Origin of the sequence: Archangium sp., from assembly GCF_036277355.1 — a bacterium.
Classification (GTDB): Bacteria; Myxococcota; Myxococcia; order Myxococcales; family Myxococcaceae; genus Archangium.
Map to the genome: position 1 here is coordinate 38,874 of NZ_DASUNC010000041.1, position 24,739 is coordinate 63,612.

16 protein-coding genes are annotated in these 24,739 nt (G+C 70.7%); 6 read left to right on the forward strand and 10 right to left on the reverse strand.

From position 1 onward, the window contains the following. Positions 1-19 precede the first annotated feature (19 nt). Genes VFZ09_RS10235 through VFZ09_RS10245 form a run of 3 tightly spaced genes read left to right on the forward strand, consistent with a single transcriptional unit; the run spans position 20 to position 6,521 of the window. Entirely contained in the window at positions 20-1,516 is a 1,497-nt protein-coding gene (locus VFZ09_RS10235; protein ID WP_329727332.1) for a polyamine aminopropyltransferase, read from the forward strand. Beyond that, on the forward strand, positions 1,507-3,141 hold the full coding sequence (locus VFZ09_RS10240; protein WP_329727333.1) for an FAD-dependent oxidoreductase: 1,635 nt from the start codon (positions 1,507-1,509) through the stop codon (positions 3,139-3,141). Before VFZ09_RS10235 ends, VFZ09_RS10240 begins: the two co-directional genes overlap by 10 nt. Positions 3,142-3,179: 38 nt before the next feature. Then, complete coding sequence (locus VFZ09_RS10245; protein WP_329727334.1) at positions 3,180-6,521, forward strand: CHAT domain-containing tetratricopeptide repeat protein; 3,342 nt, start codon at positions 3,180-3,182, stop codon at positions 6,519-6,521. Positions 6,522-6,534: 13 nt separating this feature from the next. On the opposite strand, the gene VFZ09_RS10250 is transcribed toward VFZ09_RS10245, so the two are convergent. Beyond that, positions 6,535-7,305, reverse strand: a complete 771-nt coding sequence (locus VFZ09_RS10250; protein WP_329727335.1) for a PH domain-containing protein — start codon at positions 7,303-7,305, stop codon at positions 6,535-6,537. Between the two features lie 25 nt (positions 7,306-7,330). Here VFZ09_RS10250 and VFZ09_RS10255 point away from each other — a divergent pair, with 25 nt between their 5' ends. Both VFZ09_RS10255 and VFZ09_RS10260 read left to right on the forward strand, forming a co-directional pair. Beyond that, on the forward strand, positions 7,331-8,020 hold the full coding sequence (locus VFZ09_RS10255) for a response regulator transcription factor (RefSeq protein WP_329727336.1): 690 nt from the start codon (positions 7,331-7,333) through the stop codon (positions 8,018-8,020). After that, positions 8,017-9,396, forward strand: a complete 1,380-nt coding sequence (locus VFZ09_RS10260) for a HAMP domain-containing sensor histidine kinase (protein WP_329727337.1) — start codon at positions 8,017-8,019, stop codon at positions 9,394-9,396. Before VFZ09_RS10255 ends, VFZ09_RS10260 begins: the two co-directional genes overlap by 4 nt. On the opposite strand, the gene VFZ09_RS10265 is transcribed toward VFZ09_RS10260, so the two are convergent. The 9 genes from VFZ09_RS10265 to VFZ09_RS10305 all read right to left on the reverse strand — a co-directional run bounded on the left by VFZ09_RS10265 (position 9,397) and on the right by VFZ09_RS10305 (position 23,335). After that, a complete protein-coding gene (locus tag VFZ09_RS10265; protein ID WP_329727338.1) occupies positions 9,397-10,986 on the reverse strand; it encodes an ABC transporter substrate-binding protein in 1,590 nt (529 codons plus the stop codon). Positions 10,987-10,995: 9 nt separating this feature from the next. Continuing rightward, positions 10,996-12,075, reverse strand: coding sequence for an SCO family protein (locus VFZ09_RS10270; protein ID WP_329727339.1), 1,080 nt, complete (start codon positions 12,073-12,075; stop codon positions 10,996-10,998). Then, a complete protein-coding gene (locus VFZ09_RS10275) occupies positions 12,072-14,054 on the reverse strand; it encodes a hypothetical protein (protein WP_329727340.1) in 1,983 nt (660 codons plus the stop codon). Before VFZ09_RS10275 ends, VFZ09_RS10270 begins: the two co-directional genes overlap by 4 nt. Positions 14,055-14,090: 36 nt before the next feature. Beyond that, positions 14,091-19,247 carry a copper oxidase gene (locus VFZ09_RS10280; RefSeq protein ID WP_329727341.1) on the reverse strand — a complete coding sequence of 1,719 codons (5,157 nt, stop codon included), beginning with the start codon at positions 19,245-19,247 and terminating at the stop codon, positions 14,091-14,093. 412 nt (positions 19,248-19,659) lie between these two features. Further along, the gene (locus VFZ09_RS10285) at positions 19,660-20,421 is read right to left on the reverse strand and encodes an AAC(3) family N-acetyltransferase (protein WP_329727342.1); all 762 of its coding nucleotides are present in this window, start codon (positions 20,419-20,421) and stop codon (positions 19,660-19,662) included. Positions 20,422-20,496: 75 nt separating this feature from the next. After that, entirely contained in the window at positions 20,497-21,462 is a 966-nt protein-coding gene (locus tag VFZ09_RS10290; RefSeq protein ID WP_329727343.1) for a hypothetical protein, read from the reverse strand. Further along, positions 21,462-21,938, reverse strand: a complete 477-nt coding sequence (locus VFZ09_RS10295) for an ABA4-like family protein (protein ID WP_329727344.1) — start codon at positions 21,936-21,938, stop codon at positions 21,462-21,464. The genes VFZ09_RS10290 and VFZ09_RS10295 overlap by 1 nt, the downstream gene beginning before the upstream one ends. A gap of 109 nt (positions 21,939-22,047) precedes the next feature. Next, on the reverse strand, positions 22,048-22,980 hold the full coding sequence (locus VFZ09_RS10300) for a glutathione S-transferase family protein (RefSeq protein ID WP_329727345.1): 933 nt from the start codon (positions 22,978-22,980) through the stop codon (positions 22,048-22,050). A gap of 64 nt (positions 22,981-23,044) precedes the next feature. Beyond that, complete coding sequence (locus VFZ09_RS10305) at positions 23,045-23,335, reverse strand: DUF2277 domain-containing protein (protein WP_329727346.1); 291 nt, start codon at positions 23,333-23,335, stop codon at positions 23,045-23,047. A 165-nt stretch (positions 23,336-23,500) separates the two neighbouring features. On the opposite strand from VFZ09_RS10305, the gene VFZ09_RS10310 reads away from it, so the two are divergent. Beyond that, positions 23,501-24,631, forward strand: a complete 1,131-nt coding sequence (locus VFZ09_RS10310) for a mannosyltransferase family protein (RefSeq protein WP_329727347.1) — start codon at positions 23,501-23,503, stop codon at positions 24,629-24,631. The last annotated feature ends 108 nt before the right edge of the window (positions 24,632-24,739 follow it).

Here is a 24,739-nt window from a genome sequence, read left to right on the forward strand (position 1 = left end):
GGCACAGGCCGTACCCGCTTTGAACAAGACGCTCCTCTTCTTCACCGTGCTCGTCATCGCCACGTGTGGGCTCATCTATGAGCTCATCGTCGGCGCGTTGGCGAGCTACCTCCTCGGCGACTCCATCACCCAGTTCTCCACGGTGATTGGCACCTACCTGTTCGCCATGGGCATCGGCAGCTGGCTCTCGCGCTTCATCGAGCGCGGAGTCGCCCAGCGCTTCGTGGAAATCGAGCTGGGCGTGGCCCTGATCGGTGGCCTGTGCGCGCCGATGCTCTTCCTCACCTTCGCCCTCACGGACGTGTTCCGCGTGGCGCTGTACGGCAGCGTGCTGGCCATTGGCACGCTGGTGGGGTTGGAGATTCCCCTCCTGCTGCGCATCCTCAAGGATCAGCTCAAGTTCAAGGATCTGGTCAGCCAGGTGCTGACGTTCGACTACCTGGGCGCGCTGGCGGCGAGCATCAGCTTCCCGCTGCTCTTCGTGCCCAAGCTGGGGCTGGTGCGCACCTCGCTGCTCTTCGGGCTGCTCAACGCGCTGGTGGGCCTGTGGAGCACGTGGCTGCTGGCGCCCGTGCTGGCCCACCCCGTGCGGCTGCGCGTGAAGGCCGTGGCGCTCAGCCTCTTCCTGGTGGTGGGGCTCGTCCTGGGCGACCGGCTCTCCAACTTCTCCGAGGAGCACCTCTACGCGGATGACGTGGTGCACGCGACGAGCTCGCCCTACCAGCGGATCGTGCTGACGCGCGGCAAGCGCGGCTTCTCGCTGTACCTCAACGGCAACCTGCAGTTCTCCAGCCTGGACGAGTACCGCTACCACGAGGCCCTGGTGCACCCGGTGCTGGTGCGCGCGGGCAAGCTGGAGCGCGTGCTGGTGCTCGGCGGTGGGGACGGGCTCGCGGCGCGGGAGATCCTCAAGTACCCCGAGGTGAAGAACGTCACCCTGGTGGACCTGGATCCCGCGATGACGGGCCTGGCCACGCGCTACGACGAGCTGGCCGAGCTGAACGCGCACGCGCTGGCGGATCCGCGCATGCACGTCATCAACACGGACGCCATGGAGTACCTCCGGGAGAAGCCGGAGACGTGGGACGTCATCGTGGTGGACTTCCCGGACCCCAACAACTTCTCGCTGGGCAAGCTGTACACCACGGGCTTCTACAAGCTGCTCAAGCGGCGGCTGGCGCCGGAAGGGGTGGCCGTCATCCAGAGCACCTCGCCGATGTTCGCCCGGCGCTCCTTCTGGTGCATCGACACCACGCTGAAGGCGGCGGGCTTCTGGACGCAGCCCTACCACGCGCTGGTGCCCTCCTTCGGCGAGTGGGGCTACGTGCTGGTGGCCCATGAGCCCGTGCCGCCGCGCCGCCCGCTTCCCCCGGGGCTGCGCTTCCTCACCGACGACACGCACGAGGGCCTCTTCCAGTTCCCCCTGGACATGGGCCCGCTGCCGGCCGAGGTGAACCGGCTGAACAACCAGGTGCTCGTCCACTATTACGAGGAGGAGTGGCGGCGGTGGAACTGACGCGGCGGGAGCTCGTCGCCGCGTTCCTCGGCTCGGCGGTGGCGGCCAGTGCATGCCGGCGGACGCGTGCGCGCGAGCCGGTGCCCGGCGCCATCGTGGACCGGGCGGTGGACGTGGGGCACAAGCTGCGGGGTGGGGCACTGCCTCGCGCGGCCGAGGCCCAGGCGGTGGACGTGCTGGTGGTGGGCGGAGGCGTGGCGGGCCTGAGCGCGGCGTGGCGGCTGGCGGCCGCGGGCGTGAAGGACGTGCGGGTGCTGGAGCTGGACTCGGAGCCGGGAGGCACCTCCCGCTCGGGGCGCAACGAGGTGTCCGCGTACCCGTGGGGCGCGCACTACCTGCCGGCGCCGCTGGTGGACTCGGGGCCGGTGCTGCGGCTGCTGCGCGAGATGGGCGCGGTGACGGGCCTGGACGCGCAGGGCTACCCCGCCTACGCCGAGGAGCTGCTCATCCGCGAGCCCGAGGAGCGCCTCTTCTACAAGGGCGAGTGGTACGAGGGCCTCTACCTGCGCGCGGGCGCGAGCCCGGCGGAGCTGGCCGAGCTGGAGCGCTTCGAGGCGAGGATGAATGCCTTCGCGGCGGCGCGGGATGCGAAGGGGCGCAAGGCCTTCGCGGTGCCCACGGCGCTCTCCAGCGATGACGCCGAGTGGACGGCGCTCGACCAGGTGACGATGGCGCGGTGGATGGAGGCGGAGGGTTTCCGCTCGCCGCGGCTGCGCTGGCTGGTGGACTACGCGTGCCGGGACGACTACGGCACCACGGCCGAGGGCGTGTCCGCGTGGGCGGGCATCTGGTACTTCGCCGCGCGCCAGGACGGCAAGGGCGAGCGCAGCGAGGGCTTCCTGAGCTGGCCCGAGGGCAACGGGCACCTGGTGAAGCAGCTGCTGTCCTCGCTGGCGCCGGGGCAGGTGGAGCGGGACGTGCTGGTGCACTCGGTGGAGCCCGTGGAGGGCGGCTGCCGGGTGGACGCGCTGGAGGCGGCGACGGGCAGGCCCCGGGCATACCGGGCGCGGCAGGTGGTGCTGGCCTGTCCGCGCTTCGTGGCGGCGCACGTGGTGGCCCCGTGGCGCGAGAAGCGCCCCGAGTGGCTGGGCGCCTTCCAGTACGGGCCGTGGGTGGTGGCGAACCTGACGCTCTCCGAGAAGCCGGTGTCCCACGGCTTCCCGATGGCGTGGGACAACGTCTTCTACGAGAGCCGCAGCCTGGGCTACGTGGTGGCCACGCACCAGGGACTGCGCATGGACGAGCGCGGGCCCACGGTGTTCACCTGGTACCTGCCCATGGCCGGGCTGGACGTGAAGGCCGAGTGCCAGAAGGTGCTCTCCGCCGGCTACGCCGAGTGGGAGGGGCTGGTGATGGCGGACATGCTGGCCGCGCACCCGGACATCGCCCCGCTGGCCCGGCGCCTGGAGGTCATGCGCTGGGGCCACGCCATGGTGCGGCCCACGCCCGGCTTCCTCTGGGGCCCGGCGCGCTTCGCGGCGCAGGAGAGCCTCGGCGAGTCGCTGCACTTCGCGCACTCGGACCTGGGCGGCATGGCTCTCTTCGAGGAAGCCAACTGGTTCGGCGTGAGGGCGGCCGAGAAGGCCCTCGAGGGCCTGGGCCGCGCGGACCCGAGCTGGCTGTGAGACGCGCAGGGAAGTCATTCAAACAAAGGGGGGAAGACATGCCTCGGTTCTTCGGATGGATGTTGGCAGTGGTTCTCTGCTGTGCGGCGGGCGCCAGGGCCGGCGAGGAGACGCCGGATGCGCGGCTGCGGGAGGCCCAGACCGCCTTCGACGAGGCCACGGCGCTCCAGGCCTCGGGTGCATATGCCGAGGCCCTCGCGCGGGCCGAGCATGCGCTCGCGCTGAGGGAGACCGTGCTCGGGGGCTCGCATCCAGACGTCGCCAGCTGTCTGGATTTGATGGGCGAGCTTCGGATGCGGCAGAGGGAACTGGCCCAGGCCGAGCCCCTGCTTCGACGCGCGCTCGCCATCCGGGAGGCGGCCCTCGGCAAGAACCACCCCGACGTCGCCCAGACGCTCCACAAGCTCGGCAATGTCTACCTGTTCCAGGCGCTGTACGGCCAGGCAGAGCCCCTCTACCAGCGCGCGCTCGCCATCCGGGAGGTGGCCCTTGGCAAGAACCACCCCGACATCGCCAAGACGCTCAACAACCTCGCCATCATCTCCTTGAACCAGGGGGCGTATGACCGGGCCGAGCCGCTCCACCAGCGCGCGCTCGCCATCCGGGAGGCGGCCCTCGGCAAGAAACACTCCGATGTCGCCCAATCCCTCAACAACCTCGCCAACCTCTACAAGGACCAGGGGTTGTACGGCCGCGCCGAGCCGCTCTACCAGCGCTCGCTCGCCATCGATGAGGCGAACTTCGGCAAGCACCATCCCGCTCTCGCCAACGCGCTCAACAACCTCGCCCACCTCTACACGGAGCAGGGGTTGTACGGCCGGGCCGAGCCGCTCCACCAGCGCGCGCTCGCCATCCGCGAGGCGGCGCTCGGCAAGGACCACCCCGAGATCGCCCAATCCCTCATCAACCTCGCCCTTCTCTACTCGGAGCAGGGGTTGTACGGGCGGGCCGAGCCCTTGCTCCAACGTGCGATCGCCATCCTGGAAGCGGCTTTCGGCGACACCCACCCCGACCTCGCCACGGCGCTCACGACCCTCGCCAACCTCCACGCGGACCAGGGGTCGTACGGGCGGGCCGAGCCGCTCTATCAGCGCGCGCTCGCCATCCAGGAAGCGGCGCTCGGCAGCCAGCACCCCGAAGTCGCCAAATCCCTCAACAACCTCGCCATCATCTATGAGGATCAGGGGCTGTACGCCCGGGCCGAGCCCCTCTACCAGCGCTCCCTGTCCCTCCTGGATGCGGCCCTGGGTGGGACTCATCCCCTCGTCGCCACCGCGCTCAACAACCTCGCCATCCTCTACGTGAACCAGGGGGCGTACGACCGGGCCGAGCCGCTCCACCAGCGCGCGCTCGCCATCCGGGAGGCGGCTCTCGGAGGCCACCATCGCGAGTTCGCCCAATCGCTCAACAACCTCGCTACCGTTTACGAGAACCAGGGGTTGTATGAACGGGCCGAGCCGCTCTATCAGCGCGCGCTCGCCATCCAGGAATCGGCCCTGGGCAAACAGCACCCCGATGTGGCCCGGACGCTCAACGGCCTCGCTCTGCTCCGGCTGGGCCAGCATCGCCTCGCCAACGCCCTGCCACTCTTCACACGGGCCTTCGCCATTTCCGAGCGGCGCCTGCGCCGGGAGGCGCTCGACTTCTCCGGTTCGCGTCTGGCCAGCTTCCTCCAATATCTGCGCGCGGATGAGCAGACGCTCTACGCCCTGCTGCGTGCGCACCCCGAGGACGCCCGGGTGCGGCGTCTGGCGCTCAGCGCCGTGCTCCTGCTCAAGGGCCGCTCCGTCGAGGAGACGGCCAACATCTCCCGCTCCCTCTTCCGGAACCTGGACGCCGGGGACCGCGGCCGCTTCGAGCAGCTGCGGGGCCTGCGCACCCAACTGGCCACCCTCTCGCTCGACGGGCCCGGTTCGCTCCCACCCCAGGACTACCAGAAGCGCCTCCAGGCGCTGGTCGACGAGGGTGACTCGCTCGAAGCGGCCCTGGCCAGACGCTCCGCTCCCCTCCGTGCGCTCACGGCCCTTCCTCCTCCCGCGGAGATCGCCGGCCGCGTGGCCTCCTCGCTCCCCAGGGAGGGCGCCCTCGTGGAGCTCATCGCCTACCAGGACCGGCCCCTGCGCCCCCAACCCGGTACGCCCCGCGAGAAGCTTCCTGGCCCGCTGCGCTACCTGGCGCTGGTGCTCTTCCCCGATGCCTCGACCCGTGCCGTGGATCTGGGGCCCGCAGAGCCCATTGACCGCGCCGCCTCGCGGTTGCGCAACGCCCTGGCCAACCGCGAGGCCTCGTTCCAGGCCACGGCCCAGGAGCTCCACCGGCTCGCCTTCCAGCCGCTGCTGCCCGTGCTGGGCAAGAGCCGCCGCCTCTTCCTGTCTCCCGACGGGCAGCTGGGCCTGGTGCCCTTCGCCGCGCTCCACGACGGCGAGCGCTTCCTCGTCGACACCTTCGACTTCAACTACCTCACGTCCGGCAGGGAGCTGCTGCCTCGCCCCCAGGAGCCCGGCTCCGCGTCCTCCATCTTCGTGCTGGCCGACCCGGACTTCGCGGGCTCACCTCGAGCGGACTCCCTGGCCTCCGGCGGCACTTCCCAGCGGGCCGAGCGCTCGGCCTCCCTCGAGCGTTTCTTCTCCACCCAGCGCACGGTCCTCCCCTCCAACGCGTGGATGCCATTGCCGGGCACGCGCCAGGAGGCCGAGAGCATCCAGCGCCTGCTGCCCCAGTCCCGTCTCTTCCTCGGCGCCGAGGCCACCAAGGAGCGCCTGCTCTCCCTGCCCACCCCGGGCATCCTCCACCTGGCCACCCACGGCTTCTTCCTCGGTGACAGCTCCGGCCCCACCACGGACGTGCGTGCCGTGGGCCACTTCGGCGGGCTCGCCGACAATCCCCAGGCACCGGGCCCCGAGGAGCCGCTGCTGCGCTCCGGCCTCGCCTTCGCGGGAGCCAGCGCCCCGGAGCCGGATGCCTCCTCACCTTCCGAGTTCCGGCCCGACGCCTCGCTCGTGACGGCGCTGGAGCTGGCCGGGCTCGACCTGTGGGGCACCCAGCTCGTCGTCCTCTCCGCGTGCGACACCGGCCGCGGCGAGGTTCAACTGGGCCAGGGCATCTCCGGCCTGCGCCGCGCCCTGGTGGTGGCCGGTGCGGAGATGGTGGTGATGAGCCTGTGGAAGGTGAACGACGACTCCACGGGCGTCCTCATGGAGACCTACTACCGCAACCTGTTGGCCGGCCAGGGACGTGCTTCCGCCCTGCGCGAGGCCATGCGCTCGCTGCGGGAGGCACGGCCCCATCCGCACTACTGGGCGCCCTTCATCGCCCTGGGGAGCGACGCACCCCTGCGTGCCATTGCCCCCCTCGCGCCGCGGGCGGGGGATGGGGGCTGAGCACCCGGTCCTCTCACCCCGGGGGCGTGTCCGCCCGCTGGGGATTCGGGGCGCGCGTGGCCTCCTGGCGGAGCAGGCGCACCTCGCGAAGGAGCTCCGAGGCGGCCTCCAGGAGCCGCGGGGGCGCGGGGCGCGTGGCTTCGCCCGAGGGAAGCGGGCCCTGTTCGTCGTCGGGGTCCCCCAGGCCGGAGTCACGGGACCGCCGGAGGTGGTCGAGAATGCTGGTGCGAAGCTCCGCCGCGTCGTCCACGCCGCGCAGGTAGCCCACGTGCAGCCCGCCGTCGTGTGAATGCTCGCCGGTATCTCCCTTGGCCTCTCCACCTCCCGCCGTCCACACCTCCAGGTCGGCGATGCCCAGCAGCCGCTGGAGGGGACCCTGCCGGATGCCCACGTGCTGGACGTTGGCGAAGGTCATCGTCTGCTCCCGCGTGGAGAGCACGCCCTCGCGAATGCGCAGGCCGCGGTCCGAGACCAGGTACCAGCGCAGCTCGTAGTCCAGCCGGAGCACGGTGTAGCTGACGGAGAGCTGCAGGAGGAAGCCCACGCCCGCCAGCGCTTCCATCAGAGGGATGTACTCGAGGAGGAAGGGGAGCCGGAGCGCGCGCAACCAGAAGGGCAGCAGCAGGTAGCCGGCCAGCAGGCCCACCGCGCCGCCGAGCTGGCCGAGTCCCCAGCGCACCTGGCGGGAGCGGTAGTACGCGGGCGCCGCGCGGAAGACGTTGGCGTTCCGGCGCCGCCCGGGGCGTTGGATGGTATCGGGCTGCTCCTGTACCCTGATTGCCATTGAGTCCGTGTACAGGGGGAATGGCATGAAGCTCCTGCTCGTCGAGGACGAGGAGAAGATGGTGGGCCTGCTGCGTCAGGGCCTGGGGGAGGAGGGGCACGAGGTGGACGTGTGCGGCAACGGCCGTGCCGCGTTGGCCCAGGGCGCTCCGGAGGACTACGACGTCATCATCCTCGACTGGTCCCTGCCGGACATGGAGGGGGTGTCGGTGCTGCGGCAGTGGCGTGAGTCGGGCGCGCAGACGCCGGTGCTGATGCTCACGGCCCGGGGCTCCACCGGAGAGAAGGTGATGGGGCTGCGGGCCGGGGCGGATGACTACCTGGTGAAGCCCTTCGACTTCGACGAGTTGCTGGCCCGGCTGGAGGCCCTCCACCGCCGTGGCGAGCAGCAGGGCGGGCCGGTGCGGCTGGGCTCCGCGGTGTTGGATCCCCGCCGCCGGGTGCTGCGCCGGGGCGCCCGCGAGGAGCCCCTCACCGCGCGCGAGTTCTCCCTCCTGTCGGTGCTGGCGCGCCAGCCCGGTGAGCCGCAGGTCCGCGCCCGGCTGATGGCGCAGGCCTGGGGCCTGGACTTCGAGGGCAGCCCCAACGTGCTCGAGGTGTACGTGGGCTACCTGCGCACGAAGCTGGAGCGGCTGGGCGCCGAGGACGTGTCCATCCGCGCGGTGCGGGGCGTGGGCTACATGTTGGCCGTCGCGCAGGAGCGCCGCGACTCATGACGCTCATCCGGCGCCTCTGGCTGCTTGGGGCCCTGGTGCCCGCGCTGGCCACGCTGGGCGCGCTCGTCGCCGCCGGCATGCTCTTCCGCTATGACCTGGAGGCCTCGCTGGACCGGGCCCTGCTGGCCCAGGCCGCCGTGGAGAGCGTCAGTCTCTTCGACGGCCCCGGACAGAAGGTCCACCTGCACATGGGCGTGTCTCCCCTCGTCGAGCAGGTGCGCCCCTTCGCCCCGCAGGGCCAGCTCTTCGGCCCGGACGGGCGGCTGGTGATGCACTACCCGCCGCTGCTGGAGGGCGAGTCCGTCACCGACTCGCTGGTGCCGGGAGATCCCCGCGAGCCTCCAAAGCTCTCCACCCGCGTGCTGCCGGACGGCACCCGCCTGCGCGAGGTGGTGGTGAATGTCCGCTCGCCCCATGGAGAGCGGTATGCGCTGCGCCTGTCCGCGCTGATGGCGCAGGTGGATGGCTCCGTGCGCAGCTACTACCGCATGGCCTTCTCCCTGGCCGCGGTGACGGGGCTGCTGCTGCTGGTGCTGCAGACGTTCCTCGCCCGCCGCCTGGCGCGCCGGTTGGGCGCCATCACCCGCCACCTGACGCTGCTGCGCGAGGGGGACTTCTCCCAGAAGCCCGCTCCGGATGGGAGCGAGGACGAGATTGGCCAGCTGCGCGAGGTGCTCGCCGAGGCCACGGACAAGCTGCGCGGGGCGCGCGAGGCCCAGGAGCGGCTCATCGCCGACGCGGCCCATGAGCTGCGCACCCCGCTCACCCTCATGCGCACGCGGATGGACCTGGTGCTGCGGCGCGAGCGGGACGTGGAGGAGCTGCGCGCCTCCTTCCGCGAGGTCCGGGGCGAGGTGGAGCGGCTGGCCGTGCTGGCGAGTGAGCTGCTGGACCTGGCGGCGGCGGGGCGGGGGGAGTGGGACAGGAAGAAGGCGGACCTGGCCGAGGTGGTGCTCCAGGCGGTGGAGGGCGCGCGGGCCGAGGCGGAGGAGCGCGGGCTGCTCATCCGTCTGGAGTCGCCCGGGCGGGAGGAGGCCTGGTTCGATCCGGGTGGAGTGCGGCAGGCGATGGACAACCTGCTGACCAACGCCATCAAGTTCTCCCCGAAGGGAGGAGAGATTCGCGTGCGGCTCTGGCGGGCGCCGGGCGGGTTGCGCATCAGCGTGGCGGACGAGGGGCCGGGCATTCCGCCCGGGGAGCGGGAGGCGGTGTTCGCCCCCTTCCGGCGCCTGCGTGGAGAGGTGCCCGGAGCGGGGCTGGGACTGTCCATCGTGCAGGAGGTGGCGCGGCGCCACGGAGGCCGCGTCTGGGTGGAGCCGGAAATGGCCCGGGGCGCGGAGCTGGTGCTGGAGCTGCCACGCGGCCAGGCCGCCTGATCAGGGCGAGAGGGAGATCCAGGGCGAGGCCGCCTCGAGCCGGCCACTCGCCGCGTCCAGGCGGACGAGCTGGGCGCCCTGCACGCCCACGCGCCGGTTCACCCCGAACGTCACCGGCGGCGTCACCCCGGTGTCGAAGTCGCGCAGCTCCTCCAGCCGCAGCATCAGGTCCGCCCGCGTCACGTCGGCACCCGAGCGCCGCAGCCCCTCCACCAGCACCCGGGACGCCGCGTACGCGCCGAGCTGGAAGGCCACGTGGCGCGGCTTCAGCCCATGGCGCTGGAGGAAGGCGGAGAAGGCCCGCAGATGCGCCTCCCGCCCCTCCACGCCCGGGGGATAGACGAAGAGGACGGGGAGGGTGCTGCCCGCCACCACCTGGGGCTCGGCCAGCCGGGCCGGGGCATACACGGGCACGTCGAGCCGCGGGCGCTCCAGCGCTCCCAGCAGTGCCTTCAGCCCCGCGGTAGGGCCGGCGTAGAGGATGGCCGGAGGCGGGGATTGGCGCAGGCGCTGGAGGGCGTCCGGGCCGGGCACGCCGTCCACCAGCGCGAGCTCCACGGGCGCGGGCAGCTCGCGCCGCAGGGCCTCCTCACGTGCCGCGCGAGCCCAGCCCAGGCCCGCGCCGTCCTCCGAGCGCACCACCACCAGCGGCCGGCGGTGCAGCACGTGCTCCTCCTCGTCGGCCCGGGCCAGGTGCTGCACCACCAGCCGGGCCTGCACCGGCTCCTCCGGGTAGAGGAAGAAGATGGGACTGTCCACCTCGCCCGCGCCCTCGCCGAGCGACATGGGCAGCACCAGCGGGATGCCCTCGCGCCGCAGCAGCGCGTCCGAGTCCGGCGTGCCCCTGCGCACACTGCCCACCAACGCGAGCACTCCCCGCTCCACCAGCCGCGTGGTGGCGTCCGGGCCGGGCACCGTGTCGTGCTCCACCACCAGCTCCAGCCGGCGCCGGAAGATGCCTCCGCCCGCGTTCACCTCCGCGAAGGCCGCGCGCAGCACGTCCGCCACGTCCTGTCCCGCCTCGCCCGCACGGCCCTGGAGCGGCAGCGCCGCGCCCACCGTGAGCGTGGTGGGAGTGATGCCAGGGTCCGTCGTCTCGCCCAGCGTCTCCAGGTAGGCGAGCAGCTCCTCACGCTCGGCCGGGCCAAGCACATAGCGCGGCATGGTGGTGCCCAGCGTCCGCCCGCTGGAGGACACGCCCTCGGTGATGGCGCGCAGCAGGGTGGCGCGGTCATGGGCGGGGCGCGAGCGATCCTCCACGTCCAGCGTGGCGCGCGGGTGGGCTCGCCGCAGGGAGCCGGGGCGGATGTCGGGCACCTCCACGCCTCCTTCGAGGCTGCCCCGGCCCGAGGGTGTATGGCAGCGGGCGCAGGCGGCCACGGTGCCACTCAGCTCGATGCGCTCGGGCCCGAGCAGTCCCACCAGCGGCTCGCCGCGCGCGCTCTCTCCCCGCTGGAAGAGACTCCTCCCACGCCTGGCCGCCTCGGGGTTCGCGGGAGCGGGGGCCGGGGCCGGCTCCTTGCGGCAGGCCCCCAGTACCCCCAGCAGCAGCAGCACCACCACCCGTGCGGCCCACCCTCGCCCCTTCATGCGCGCTCCCTACCGTGGATCATTGAGGTGCTCCACCGCGTACACGAGGTTGTCCACGAAGGACATGGCGGGCGCCTTGACCCACATGCCCGTGGCGGCGTCGCCGATGAGCAGCGTGGAGCTGTGGGCGTTGGGGTCATCCGTGTAGCCGCCGAGCTTCTTGAGCACGAGGGAGATGTTCTCCCGGGAGCCGGTGAGGAAGTACCAGCCGGGTCCCACGCCGAACTTCTTCGTGAAGCGCGCGAGGCTCTCCGGGGAGTCGTTGGCCGGGTCCACGGAGAGGGTGATCATCGTGATGTCCTTGCCCACGCGGCCACCGAGCTTGCGCTGCAGCTCGGCGAGGTGCTTCGTCATGGGGGAGCACACGCCCTTGCAGGAGGTGAAGGCGAAGTTGATGAGCACCTTCCGGCCGCGGATGAGGTCCTCGTAGAAGCGGTGCGTCTTGCCGTGCTGATCCACGAGCTCGGTGTTGGTGAAGTAGCGGGCGGCGGAGGCATCCCGGGCGGAAGCGGAGTCGACGTCGAGCTCGGCGGGAGGGGCGGAGGCGGCGCGCACCTCGCGGATGGCCTCGAGGATGGAGGAGGCGGAGCCGAGCCCGTCCACGCGCAGCCACTTGCCGGCGGTGGCGTTGCCCACGAGGACGAGGGGCCGGTGGGCCTCCTTGTCCGGCGTATAGCCGCCGAGCGCGGTCAGGGCCTCCTTCACCTTGTCCGGCTCGCCGGTGAGGAAGGACCAGTGGGGCCCCGGAGCGAAGCGCTGGGCGAACTGGCCGAGGCGCTCCGGGGTGTCATTGGTCACGTCCAGGGTGATGGAGATGAATCGGACGGGAGGCCCACTGGCACCCAGCTCCTTCTGGACGCGCGCCAGCGTGGCGGTCATGGGCGAGCAGATGGTCTTGCAGCGGGTGAAGATGAAGTTGATGGCGACGGTCTGTCCTCGGACGAGGTCGCTCCACAGCCGCACCGGGCGGCCGTGCTGGTCCACGAGCGGCACATCGGGCACCTGGACGTTCAGGGCCTCCTGGGCGAGCGCCAGGGAGGGCGCCGCCAGCAGCAGCAGGGCGAGGACGCGCGCGAGCAGGGTCTTCATGGATGGGTCTCGGGAGTGGTGCGGGCGGTCAGCGCGGGCTGGACGCCGAGGGTGAAGTGGGGAAGCTCCCCGAGCGCGGCGCCACGGCCCTCCACGCCCACGAGGAGCTGGTACTGGCCGGGCTCGGGCGCGGTGAGCTCGACCTCGAAGAGGCCGTCGCCGACTCGCTGGGGCTCGGGGCGCTGCTGCCAGTGGCCGGAGGGCGGGCGGAACACCAGCACCTGGAGCTCCTCCGGTGACAGCGGGCGTTGATCCTCCAGGTGCGCGGCGGGCGCGAGCTGGAAGCGCAGCCGCGCGGGCACCCCGGCGGTGAGCAGCTGGGAGGGATTGAACTCCGGCTTCAGGGTGAAGGGCAGCTTGCGGAAGGCGGAGGCGTCCTCGGGGACTCCGGCCACCTTCCACTCGAGACACGCCGAGGTGCGCGGGTTGTCCAGCAGCACGAAGACGTCATAGGTGCCGTTCTCGCGCACCACGGCCTCGGAGGTGAAGACGCCGGGCTCCACCTCGCGCAGGGAGCGGTCCAGCACCAGCACGGCCTTGGGCTCGCGGCCGTAGTTCAGGTGGGTGCCGCGCGGGGCCATCATGCCCTCGGAGTACAGGTAGAGGGCGCGGTCCGGAGTGCCGGCCACGAGGACGGTGTTGCCCTCGGGCAGCACGGCGACGGGCGCGGAGCGTCCGAGGTCCTTCGCCAGCGAGGGCCGCTTCTGGCCCATGGTGACCTGCACCACGGAGGGCTTGCCGGACTTCTCCAGCGAGGCCAGCTCGATGAGGGACATGCGCGCGTCCCCGGTGTTGCGCACGTAGGCGAACGCCCGGGTGAAGAGAACGCGATCCGGCTCGGAGAAGCCGGTGAGGGAGTGGGCCACCTGGCTGGAGGCGGCGTCGAGGATGTCCACGCGGTTGCCGCGTGGGTAGAGGACGAAGGCCCAGCGGCCGGAGGGCTCGAAGCGCAGCTCTCCGGGCGCGGTGGCCAGGGAGATGCGGCGGGACACCTCGCGGCTCGCGGCGTCCACCACCCACACCTCGCCGGTGCGCTCCTGCACCGCGTAGAGGGCCCGCGCCACCTCGCTGTAGGCGATGGAGCCCAGGCCCTGGCCCACGTCCACGCGGCCCAGCACCTCGCGCGAGGCCACGTCCACCGCGGCGAGCACGCCCGCCTCGCTGCTGGAGATCCACGCCGTGCGGCCGCCCTCGCCGAAGGCGAACTCGTGCCGGCCCTCGCCCACGTCCAGCGTGTCCAGCACCTCGCGCGAGCCGGTGTCGATGATGGAGACGGTGCCATCTCCCTCGTTGCTCACCCAGACGGAGCGCCCGTCCGGGCTGACGGCGAGCCGCCCCGGCTGCCGGCCCACGGGCACGTTGCGCACCACCACGAAGCGGCGCAGGTCCACCACCGACACCGTGCCCTGCACGGGGATGGAGACGTAGAGGGCCTTCATGTCCGGCGTCAGCGCCCAGTCCGCGGGCGCGCCGCCCAGGGACACCAGGTTCTGCAGCTTGGTGCGGCTCAGGGCGATCTGCGGATCGATGACGGAGAGGGTGTGGTCGTGGTTGAGGGTGAGGAAGAGATAGGAGTTGAGGTTCACATCGGGCCGGGCCGACAGCAGGCCGCCCAGGTACGTCTGGATGCGCTCCTTGCAGGCCTTCTCGTCCGGAGCCGGCTGGCCCTCGGGGCGCAAGGCCATCCACCCCAGGGGACGCACGCCGCGCAGGGGCTGGCCGGTGCGGGGATCCGTCAGCGTGAAGTGGGTGGTGGCCTCCAGCGGAGAGCCCCGGGCGGCGTCCGGCGTACGGGCACGCAACTGAAGGTCGAACGACACGGCCAGCTCCGCCTTCTTCACCGACACGGGCGGAGGCGCGGGCAGGACCACGGGCTCGGGAGGAGCCGGAGGCGGTGGGCTGGACGGAGTCCGCAGGCCCGCGGCGGCGAGGAGCCCCGCGAGCACGACGCTCGCGGCGAGGAGGAGGTGCTTTCTCATGGGAGTCATCTGGAACCGGGGAGGGCGGGGACTGCTCTACTTCACGCGGAACACGCCCCAGAGACCGCCACCGCTCCACTGGAAGCTGGCCAGGTCGCGGTAGAGGTAGTCACCGGGGGCGGCGAAGCGGCCACCGGCACCGTACTCGGGGATGAAGTTCCACGACTGCATGACGGACATGCCGCCCTGGGTGGAGATGACGGGCGAGAACGGGTTGGGGCCCATCCTCCGGGACGAGGCGCCCGCGGCCCAGGCGTTGGTGTACCACTCGGCGCCGTGGAGCGCGAAGGCGTGCTGGCGCCCATGGCCCGAGGGGTGGCCCACGCGGATGCGCAGCGGCTCACCCGGGCTCGCGGTGAAGAGGGGCGTGGCCGGATCTCCATGCGCCGCGGAGCTGAGGATGTCACCCAGGTCCTTGTCGTTGATGTCCTCGGGATCCGTCTGCGGCGGCAGACCCAGGCGGGCCCAGAGGGGCTCGGTGCGGTAGTTGAATGCCTTCAGGCCGGTGTCCTGGGAGTCATCCACGCCCTTGATGTTGCGCAGGGCGGTGCCGCTGTCGAGCCCGTCCGTGTCCCACCAGGTGGCGTTGTCCGAGTGCAGCCCGAGATCGTCCTGGAAGAGCAGGACGGCCTCGCGGAACACCTGCTCCTGGCCGCTCACGCCCGTGTACTTCACGCGGGCCTGGGCGTCGGTGCCCGGGTCCGTGCTCCAGTCGGCGTCGGGCGGCTCGATGATGAGGGCGCCGATGCCGCCGTGCATGCCGTGGTTCACCACGTCCGCCATGTTGCGCAGGTTGACGATGCCGTACTCCACCGGCGTGTAGATGCCGCGGCGGAGGGGCGAGCTCCAGGCGAAGCTGCGGAAGTCACCCGTGTACCAGCGGTAGACGCGCCTGCCTCCCGGCGGCACCGTCTGCCGGGCGTTGAGGCCCACGTTGGCGCCGTCATCCGTGTTCACGTCGTAGTGGACGAGTTGCGGATGCAGCGAGACGTGATTGGAGGGCCGTACCTGGTTGACGTTGAAGTACGGGGTGATGGGCGCGTGGTGGGCCCACTGCGGCGTCTTCTTCAGCACGGACGGCAGGCGGTTGGTGAGCACCACCTGCACGCACTCGCCGGCCCGCGCCCGGAGGATGAGCGGCTCGGGCTCGCGTGCTCCGCTCCTCAGGTCCGCCAGGTACTCGTCCCGCGCGAAGAGGATGGCGTCCGGGTCATACAGGTCGTACTTCTTGTTGTAGACGAGCCGCTTGTCCGGCAGCCAGTTGAGCGCGTCGATGGCGGACACCCGGTAGAGCCGCACCACGCTGCCGCGCGGGCACGAGTCCACCTGCACCGGCTTGATGCCGAACCACTGGAGCTTCACCGCGTCTTCCACCAGGGCCGGCTCCAGCTGCCGCATCTCCTCGGGGTACACCATGGCGTAGTCCACGGTGCGCTGCTCCAGCTGCTTGCCGCTCTCGTCCACCTCGAACGACGCCTGGATCGTCTCTTCCTTCGTCGGATCCAACTTCACGAGGACGGACTCCTCGGGCATGTCCAACAGGGGGAGCGGCTCCCAGGCGCGGATCTTCTCCCTGTAGGAGAGGGCGGCGGAGTCCAACGTGACCACGTCCGCGGCCTGGAGCGCCACGTGGCCGAGCGTCTTCAGGTTGGACTGGCGCTTCTTGTACGTCCGCATGATGCCCCACATGCCGTTCCACAGGTCGCCGGTGGCGGCGCTCTGGTACATGTAGTCGGCCGTCTCGTAGGAGCCGCCGATGGGGGGCAGACCGTTGGTGAGGTTGAACTCGAAGTGCTCGGACATGCCGATGGGCTGCGCGTTGAAGTAGCCGCTGTGCGGATCCGCGCCTTCACGCAACCACTTGTGCCCGTGCAGGGTGAAGGAGTGCTGCTCCTCCTGCGAGCCCTGGATGAGGCGGATCTTCACCTTGTCACCCTCGTAGCCGCGCAGCAGCGGGGTGTACGGATCTCCGTGCACGTCCGAGCGGAAGACGTTGGCCATGTCTCCGCGCGAGTCGGTGCGCTGCACGCGGTTGGCGCACCGCGAGGGCCGGCTGGCGATGCGCAGGGGGATGGGCTCGTTGCGGTAGTTGATGAGCATGGTGCCGGGGTCCGCGGCGCTGATGGCCTCGGGCATGGGCACGTTCTCGAACTCCACCGCCCACGGCAGCTTCGCCTCCTTGTAGTTGGGCGGGTTCACCGGCTGGCCGCACTCGTCATACGCGATGGCGTAGTCGCCGAAGGCGAGCGCGAACTCGCGGAAGCTGTTGGCCGCGTCCTGGGTGATGACGTCCGCCCGCCAGCTCGTGGGGCCGCCGTCGCTCAGGCGTGAGCCGTAGTAGACGCCCGTCTGCGGATCCCTCCACTTCGAGCCCCGGGGCTCCACGATGAGGCCGCCGTAGAAGCCGTGCTGCTGGTGGCTCGAGGGCCCGAAGTGGTCGTGCGTGAAGACGGTCTCGATGGTGCGGTCCCGGCCCGAGGCGTCCTCGAGGGGATCCGCCCACCAGCGCTGGGTGGTGGTCTGCGCGCCCTCCACGCCCAGCAGCGGGTGCTTCACGGGGTGCAGCTGCACGCGGTTGCCGGTGGGCTCCAGTGAGCCGTCGGCCTCGAAGGCGCCGCCCGCGGCGGTGATCTTCTCGATGCGGTGCACCACCTCCTGGAAGGAGAAGGTGCCGTCCTCGTAGTTCCATCCGTTGCCCGCGCCGTCCGCGGACGTCACGTCGAACTTCACCAGGTGGATGTGCTGACCGATGGTGTCGGTGGGCGTGTAGATCTGGTAGTCGTCCGCCTGCAGATCCTTGGGGATGAGGTTGGTGGCGTAGAAGTTGATGCACTCGTTGGACTGCGCCCGGAAGAAGAAGGGCTCCGGAGGCCGGGCACCGCTGCTCGTGGCGGCCACGTCGTCGTTGAGCACCATGAGGCGGGCCTGCCGGTCATGCCAGCCGGCGCGGTTCATGTTCTGCAGGTCGATCTGCAGATAGGCGGCGCGGTAGTTGCGCACGGGCACGCCCTCGGGGCACGGGTCCGCGAAGGGCGCACCGGGCCTCGGCTTGCGGCCGTTGACGTAGAAGGAGCCCGGCGCACCCGTGGCCGTGTAGCCCGGGTAGGCCGCGACGATGTCGCTCGTGTAGTAGGGCCGCGGGCCATGGGAGGCGCCGGGGAACTCACCCGCGTGGAAGGACATGGCCTTCTTCTCCGTGGGCGTGCCGTCCTGGGGCAGCAGCTTCACCTCCAGCGCGTGGTGGTCCATGTAGAAGCGCTTGCCGGGCAGCCCGTACGTGGAGGGCCCGATGGCCTGGGTGACGATGTGGCGCGGAAGGCCGCCGTCCTGCTCGAGGTCCAACGGCGGCTGCGGCGGGCGGTGGCCGGCCTTGCCGGCGATGTAGAAGGGGAAGCCCGGGAAGGCGGGCCGCATCACCGTGTTGCCCGTTGCGTCCACCACGAGCGTGTCCGCGTAGGTGGGCATGGGCGGCATGGCCCGCTCGGGGATGGGGATGACGGCGGGGTTGGGCGTGCCACCGGTGATCTCCGCGTCCGGCAGACGGCGATCCTTCGTGCCGTCCTCGAAGACGTCATGCACGCGCCACAGCGCCCACATGCCCTGGGCGAAGTGCGGGTAGAGGTGGCAGTGGTGGATGGAGTCGCCCGGCGTGAGGTTGCGGTTGCCGGAGCCACCGAAGTTGATGTCGTAGGTGAAGGCCGAGCCCGGTCCGATGGTCTGCGAGTCCAGGTAGTTGGAGTTGTCCTCGCCCGGCGACAGCTTCCACTGGTGGGCATGGAGGTGGAAGACGTGCGTCTCGGCCGGGCCCGCGTGGATGTTGCGGATGCGCACCGGGTCTCCCAGGTAGCTGTGGTGCACGTTGGACGGATCATCCGGGTAGAGCGCGCGCACGGCCTTGCCCGTCCAGTCCTTCTCCACGTTGAGCGCGGGGTCTCCGTTGGCCCAGGACTCGAGGAAGAACTCCTCGTACATGCAGTCGGCGCAGTCCTTGGTGGGGCCGATCTTCGCCCGGTTGGCGAGCAGCTCCGCGCCCAGACCCGCCACGCCGTAGTTCACCCCGAAGCCGTCTCGCACGCTGTGGAAGGTGGGGTTCCACTCCAGCTCGTCGAAGGCCTGCACCGCCTTGATCTGATCATGGTAGATGGCGGTGATTTCGCGGAAGTGGCCCTGGTCCTTCGAGGTGTGGGTGCCCACGCTGGTGCGGGAGTAGCCGGTGATGATGGCCTCCAGGTCCCCGTGCCAGAGCTCATTCGTCTTCGTGTCGAGGATGTTGAGCAGGGGCCGGCCGTCGGAGTCCCGCGCCTCGTAGTCGAGCAGGGGCGTGCCGTCCGGGTTGGACAGGGGATTGCCCAGGCCGTCCTTCCGCATGGCGGCGCGCAGCACGGCGTTGGAGACCTTGGAGCGGTACCAGCTCGAGCCCTCGGGCTCGACGTTGACGGCGCCGAAGAGCCCCTGGGCGGTGGAGCCGCCGTCACCCTGGCCGCCGAACGAGGCGCCCATGCTGTACATGAAGAAGGTGCCTTCGTGGTCCGCGTAGAAGGTGTACGTGTGGCTGTCGCCGGGGTTCACGAGCGAGCTGGCGTTGTCCCCCACGTTGGCGCCGTCGTCGGCGATGCTCAGGTACTGCAATCCCTGCACGTGCACCGAGGCGCGGCGGGTATAGGGCGAGTCGTCCTTGTGGGTGGAGTCGAACTCCTTGTCCTGGCCCTCGAAGAACCAGAAGCCTCCCACTGCCTTGCCCTCCAGCATCGAGGCGATGCGATCCCACGTGCGCGTGAGCAGCCAGGTGGGCAGCACCTTGCGCACCACCGAGTAACCCGAGGCCGGATCCTCCACCTGCGAGACGGTGGGCTGGGACTCATGCGGGCTGGGGATGGCCGAGCGCGTGGGCGCCAGCCAGTTGGTGAAGTGGATGCGCAGACAGTCACCCACGTTGGCGCGCAGCGCGAGCGGGCGCGGACGTTTGTCCAATCGCAGGCGCGCGTTGCCCGGACCGGCGGGCTTGCCCGAATCAATGGGCTCCACGTCCCGCTTCAACGCATACATCATCCCCGTGGGGTTGTAGGCGCCGAACCGGTTGTAGGTGTAGACCTGATCCAACGCCACCACCTCGGCGGTGAGGGTCCGTTTGCAGTCCACCTCCAGCGCGGGCCGGGGCTGCGCCTCCACCAGGGGCATCTGCTGGGAGGCCATGGCCTGGTACCCGGGCTGAGAGGATGCGGCTCTCCCCTCCTCGGAACCGGCTCCGCCACCCTGACAGGCCACCGCCGAGGCGAGCACCGCCGCCAGGAACGCGCGGTGCGGCACCAGGGCGCGCCCTGATGACCTCGCTCTCTCTTCTCTTGCCAATGACGACACGTTTCCCTCCCTGAATGGACAGGGCTGTCTGTCATTCCTGAGAGGATTTTCAGGCTGAGAATCCTCTCAGGAATGAGCCCTTCACGGGGAATGCACTCGCACCGGGTCCGGAGCTATTCGTGCTTTCCTGGCTCCACTAGGGGGATGCGGCATGTAAAAGTAAAGCCACCGCGTAACCCCATGAACTCACGAGGGGGGTGAACGGTGGCTCGTTGCTAGCTGAGAATTTTCTGAGGAACGCGGGGTGTTACCGGACGCTGGCACGCGCCAGGTCACACTCCTCGCAGTGCTCCTCCGGCGCACAGAGGAACACGAGCGGCTCCGCCGCGAGGAGCTCGAGCGCGACGGAGACGATGGCGCGTGAGTCGCACAGCCGCGCCTGGGCGTGGCCCACGAGCCCCTCGTGCTGCAACCCGCGCGCACGCAGCGGTGCGTCGACCCGGTTGAAGCCCCGGCAGCAGTGGTCGGTCTCGGGAATCATCACGGTGCGTGCGGCACCGTCGACCTCGACGACGCAGGGGTGCTCGATGGAGTAGGGGACCCCCGCGATGGCCTCCGCCAGGTGCAGTGTGGTGTCCTCGCCGTGGCTCACGCCGAGGAGCAACACCTGCCCGGCGAGGTCATGGACGCGGCCCACCGGGCTGTCCGGGCCGTGCGGCGGTGCCAGCGGCTGGGGGGCGCAGATGCGCTCGGCCTGTGGACCCACGGCCGCGAACGAGCCGCCCGGGTGCGTGCTGCGCCGGACACCCGGCTGTCTCCAGAACAGCTCGGCGGTGATGCCCATGTCGCACGTCGGTGTCGACGCGGGGTCGAAGACCGACTCGCCATCGGTCATCGTCGGCATGACCAGCGTGCCTTCCTCCCCGAGCGCGGACCTCAGCGCGGCGATCAGCCCCAGGGGACCTCCCTCCACCGGGCGCACCGCACGGAACGACGTGTGGACGAGCAGCACGCCGCCCCGCCGTACACCCAGGGTCCGAAGCTGGGTGACCACTTGCTCGATGCTCATCTCCGCCATCGTGTCGCTCCATCCGCCGGGTCCAAGAGGGGCGGTGGGACTCTACGCTGGCGGCCCTCTCCGGTGTCAGGCCGCGGCGGCGGAGACGCGCGGGTGCCGCAGCGTGGCGGCGGCGGTGGCCAGGGCGCTCGTGAGCACCAGCGCCAGGGCCGAGAGCCCCACCGCGTCCCAGTGGACGATGGGCAGGCCCCGGAGCGCCTGCATCGCGAGCACCAGCATCACCCCCGTGTAGGCGATGCCCGTGGCCCGGACGGCGGCCAGGCGCTGCGCCTCGGAGCGGTGCCGCCGGCGCGCGAGCAGCGCCGCGAGGATGGGCAGCACCTGCATGGCGTGCAGCCCGAGGAAGTGCGCCGGCCGCATGTCGCCGGCCACGGTGCTCCAGCCGACCAGGGGCAGGCCCGGGCCGCCGTCCTTCGCGCCGAAGGTGTGCGAGCCCGCTTCCACCATCCGCTGCCCGGCCTTCACGGCCTCGAGCTGCGCCGCGTTCGGGTTCGTCATGAAGTACCCGAGCCCCGTGCCGATCACCGCCGCGATGAAGCCGATGCGCAGCGCCGCCGCGAGCGGGCGATCCGCCATCCGCGTGCGCAGCAGCGCGACCGCGAGCACCATCATCGTCACCCACAGCACCGTGATGGCGATGCCCATCGTGCTGAAGACGGCGGCGTCGAACGGCGTGCCCACGTTGAAGTGGCTGCGGACCCCGCGCGCCGCCTGGAGCGTGATGGCGATGATCTCCAGGATGCTGGTCGCGGCGAGGATGTTCCCCGAGATGCGCACGAGCCGCCGCTGCTCGGAGAGGAAGGAGAAGAAGTACAGCACGGTGGCGTTGTACGCGGCCAACGACACGTAGAACTTCGTCGGCTTGAGCCAGAGGGGCTCGCCCACCAGCTGCCGGGGATCCAGGAAGAGCCCGAGCGTGGTGAGCACGGTCCCGAGCACCATGGCCACGGTGGAGACGGCGAGGGGAGGAGAGAGCGCCCAGGCACGGTTCCAGAGCGAGCGCATGGACAGGGCGGAGGTGGAGGCGGACATCAGCGGACTCCTTCGGTGGCCAGGGGAGCGGCCGGCTGGGGCAGCGAGGCGATGGCCGGCAGGAAACGCCGGGTGAAGAGGCGGACGGCCGCGTAGGCGAGGTATCCGGTGGGACCGAGCATGAAGGTCATCAGGAGGCAGGGCGCGACGAGCAGGTGGGGGATGCCGCGGCGCTGGGCGTCCGCCAGCACGACCCGGCCCACCAGGAAGTCGAACGCGAGGTAGTGGATCCACCCGGCCAGCAGCATGCCGGGGCGCTGGAGGGCGGCGCCGATGTGCTCCAGCGTGTCGAACTGGCCGAGCAGCCCCGGCAGGTGCGGCGCCACCAGCGTCAGGTAGACGACGCCAATCACCAGGGGAATCACGTCGCTCTCCAACACCCACCGCGTGAAGCGGGCCCGGGGGGCCAGGAGCATCGAGGCCCAGCCCAGCAGCACCGGGACGTTCAACACCTTCAGGATCAGCTCGCCGTCCATGGCTCCTCCAGCGGTTCGTCCGCTTTGATGTTTCTCATGTAAACATCGGATGTGGCCGCTGTCAACATGCGGTGGGACGAGGACCCGCCGGAGGGCGAGCCCTCGGGGCCTACTCCACCTTGCGGACCTGGAAGCCGAGCCGGGGGAAGTGCACGACGACCTCGCCCGCGCGCGCATCCACGCGCCGGATGGCGAGCTCGTTGGGGCGCGACAGCACGAGCTCGCCTTCCACCGGGTCGATGCCGTAGTCGGTGGGGGCGACCGTCACGCGTGTGCCGCGCGCGAGTCCGTGCAGGTCGAGGAAGGGCTCCTCCTCGGTGGGCAGCGGCTTGCTGGCGGCGGCGAGCGCGACGGCCTCACCGCTCTCCAGCTTGTCCCAGGTGCCGTGACCGATGGCCTGCATGCGCTCCATCCAGGCGGCCAGGCGCGGGTGGGAATCGAGGATGCTGGCGACGGGACCGGCCCGGCGGATGAACCAGAGCGGATGGTAGACGGAGAAGTCGGCGATGCTCGCGGAAGCGCCGAGCATCCAGCGCCGGCCGTCCCCGAGCTGGGTCTCGAGTTGCTCGAGGTACAGCCGCATCGCCCCGGTGGCTTCCGGAGGCGCCATGGGGGGCAGATTGGCGCGGAAGGCGGCGCGGTCGGCGAGGAAGGCCTTGGCCTGCTCGGGTGGCATGCCCTCGAACATGGCCTTCAGGCCCGCCGGCTGAAAGGTGTAGGGAATCGCGGTCCAGAACAGCGTGGAGTCCGCCCACTGCGCCTGGGTGCGCGCCAGCCCCGCCGATTCCGCGGGGTACAGCGTCGGCGTGGGCGCGAGCCGCTCCAGCACGTCGGCGATCAACGCCGTATCGCAGTAGATGTCCGCGCCGATCTGCAGGAGCGGGGTCTTGCGGTAGCCGCCCGTCAGCGCGATCACGTCCGGCTTGGGCATGATCGGGGGAATGAAGACGGAGGTCCACTGCAGGCCCTTGAAGCCGAGGACGGTGCGGATCTTCTCGGCGAAGGGAGAACGCGGGTAGTGGTGGAGCATGAGTCGGGACATGTCCCCGAGTCTTTCCAGGGTCCGCTCCAGGAGGCGAGCGGGAAGTCCGGGGAGTGCTTCCTGGTCAGCTCGCTCCGCGCGCCGGCCGTGGCTTGAAGCGCAGGCGCGAGCGTTCGCGCGCCTTGTGGGCCTCGACCTCGCGGTCCCGGGGTTGGGCCGTGGTGGACAGCGAGTCGAGCAGCACGCGGGCGGCGGCCGTGACGTCCTCCACGGCTTGCGTGAAGGCCGCTTCGTTGGCCTGGGACGGTTTGTTGAAGCCGCTCAGCTTGCGCACGAACTGCAAGGCAGCCGCTCGGATCTCCTCCTCCGTGGCGGGCGGCTCGAAGTTGAACAGCGTCTTGATGCTCCGGCACATGGCTGCCTCCAATGCTCGATCCTCCGGGATGATAATCTGCGGCATGCGTTCACGGATGCGGACGGCCTCGTCATGGCGGAGAAAAGCTTGAGTTGAAACGGCCGCGGCCGTCACGCTGAGCTGACTTGACCCCGGAGGGTTTCTGGACGAATCCCCAGGGGACCCATGCTCCGCTCCGCCTCCCGCACCGTCCTCCTCGTGGCACTCGGTGCATTCGTGCTCTGCACCGTCCTGGTGACGCTCGCGGCCCGCTCCTCTCCCGAAGCCTACAGTCCCGCGCAACGCGCCTGGCCCGATGCCCCCACGCTGCGGGGCTGGGTGCGCTTCGACAGCGGGTGGTACGCCGACATCGCCACCGACGGCTACTTCTACTCCCCGGGCCGGATGAGCCCCGTGGCCTTCTTCCCCGCATACCCCCTCGCCATTCGGGGGCTCGGGCTGCTCGGCGTGGACCCCTTCCTCGCGGGCGTGGTGCTCGCCGCCCTCTGCGGTCTGCTCGCCCTGGTGCTCTTCACCCGCTGGGCCAGCCTCCGGGCCGGAGATGACGCGGCGCGCGACGCGGGACTGCTGCTCGCCCTCTACCCCTTCGCCTACTACCTCTACGGAGCGATGTACGCGGACGCCCTCTTTCTCCTGCTGGTGGTGGGCGCGTTCTTCCTGCTGGAGCGGGGACAGTTGCTGTCCGCCGTGTTGCTCGCGGCCGTGGCCACCGCCGCGCGTCCGGTGGCACCCGCGTTGGTGTTCGGGCTGGTGGTGCGCCGGCTGGAGTGGAAGCACGAGCGCGGCCTGCGCTGGGAGGCCAGGGACGCGCTGACGCTGCTGGCCGGACTGGGTTTCGTCCTCTACATGCTCTACCTCTGGCGCGCCTTCGGAGAGCCCTTCGCCTTCGTCAAGGCGCAGTCCGCTCCGGGGTGGGATCAAACGCCGGGCTGGCGCACCTGGCTCAAGGTGCACTGGTTCCAGGGCTTCTCCCGGCAGATGGAGCTCGCGGACGGGCTGCGGCTGGTGGGGCATGCCGCCATCACCCTGGGAGCGCTCGCCCTGGTGTGGCCCACCGCGCGCCGGTTGGGCTGGGGCTATGGCGCCTATACCCTGGCCATTGTGGGACTGCCCGCCCTCTCCAGCAAGGACTTCATGGGCATGGGCCGCTACCTGCTCGCCGCCTTCCCGCTCTTCCTCACGCTCGCGGTGTTGCTGCGCGAGCGCCCCCGGTTGCGCTGGAGTCTGCTCGCCGTCAGCGCGGCGCTGCTCCTCCTGCTCGCGACGGCCTACGGCTCCGGCGCCTACGTCTCCTGACGGCACTCTGTGGCATTGCGTCTCACACGCTCCCGAGCCGCGAGCGCGGTCCGAGAAGGGGTCCGCGGATTTCCTGCATGATTCTCCAGGTCACCGTCTCTCCTCGGA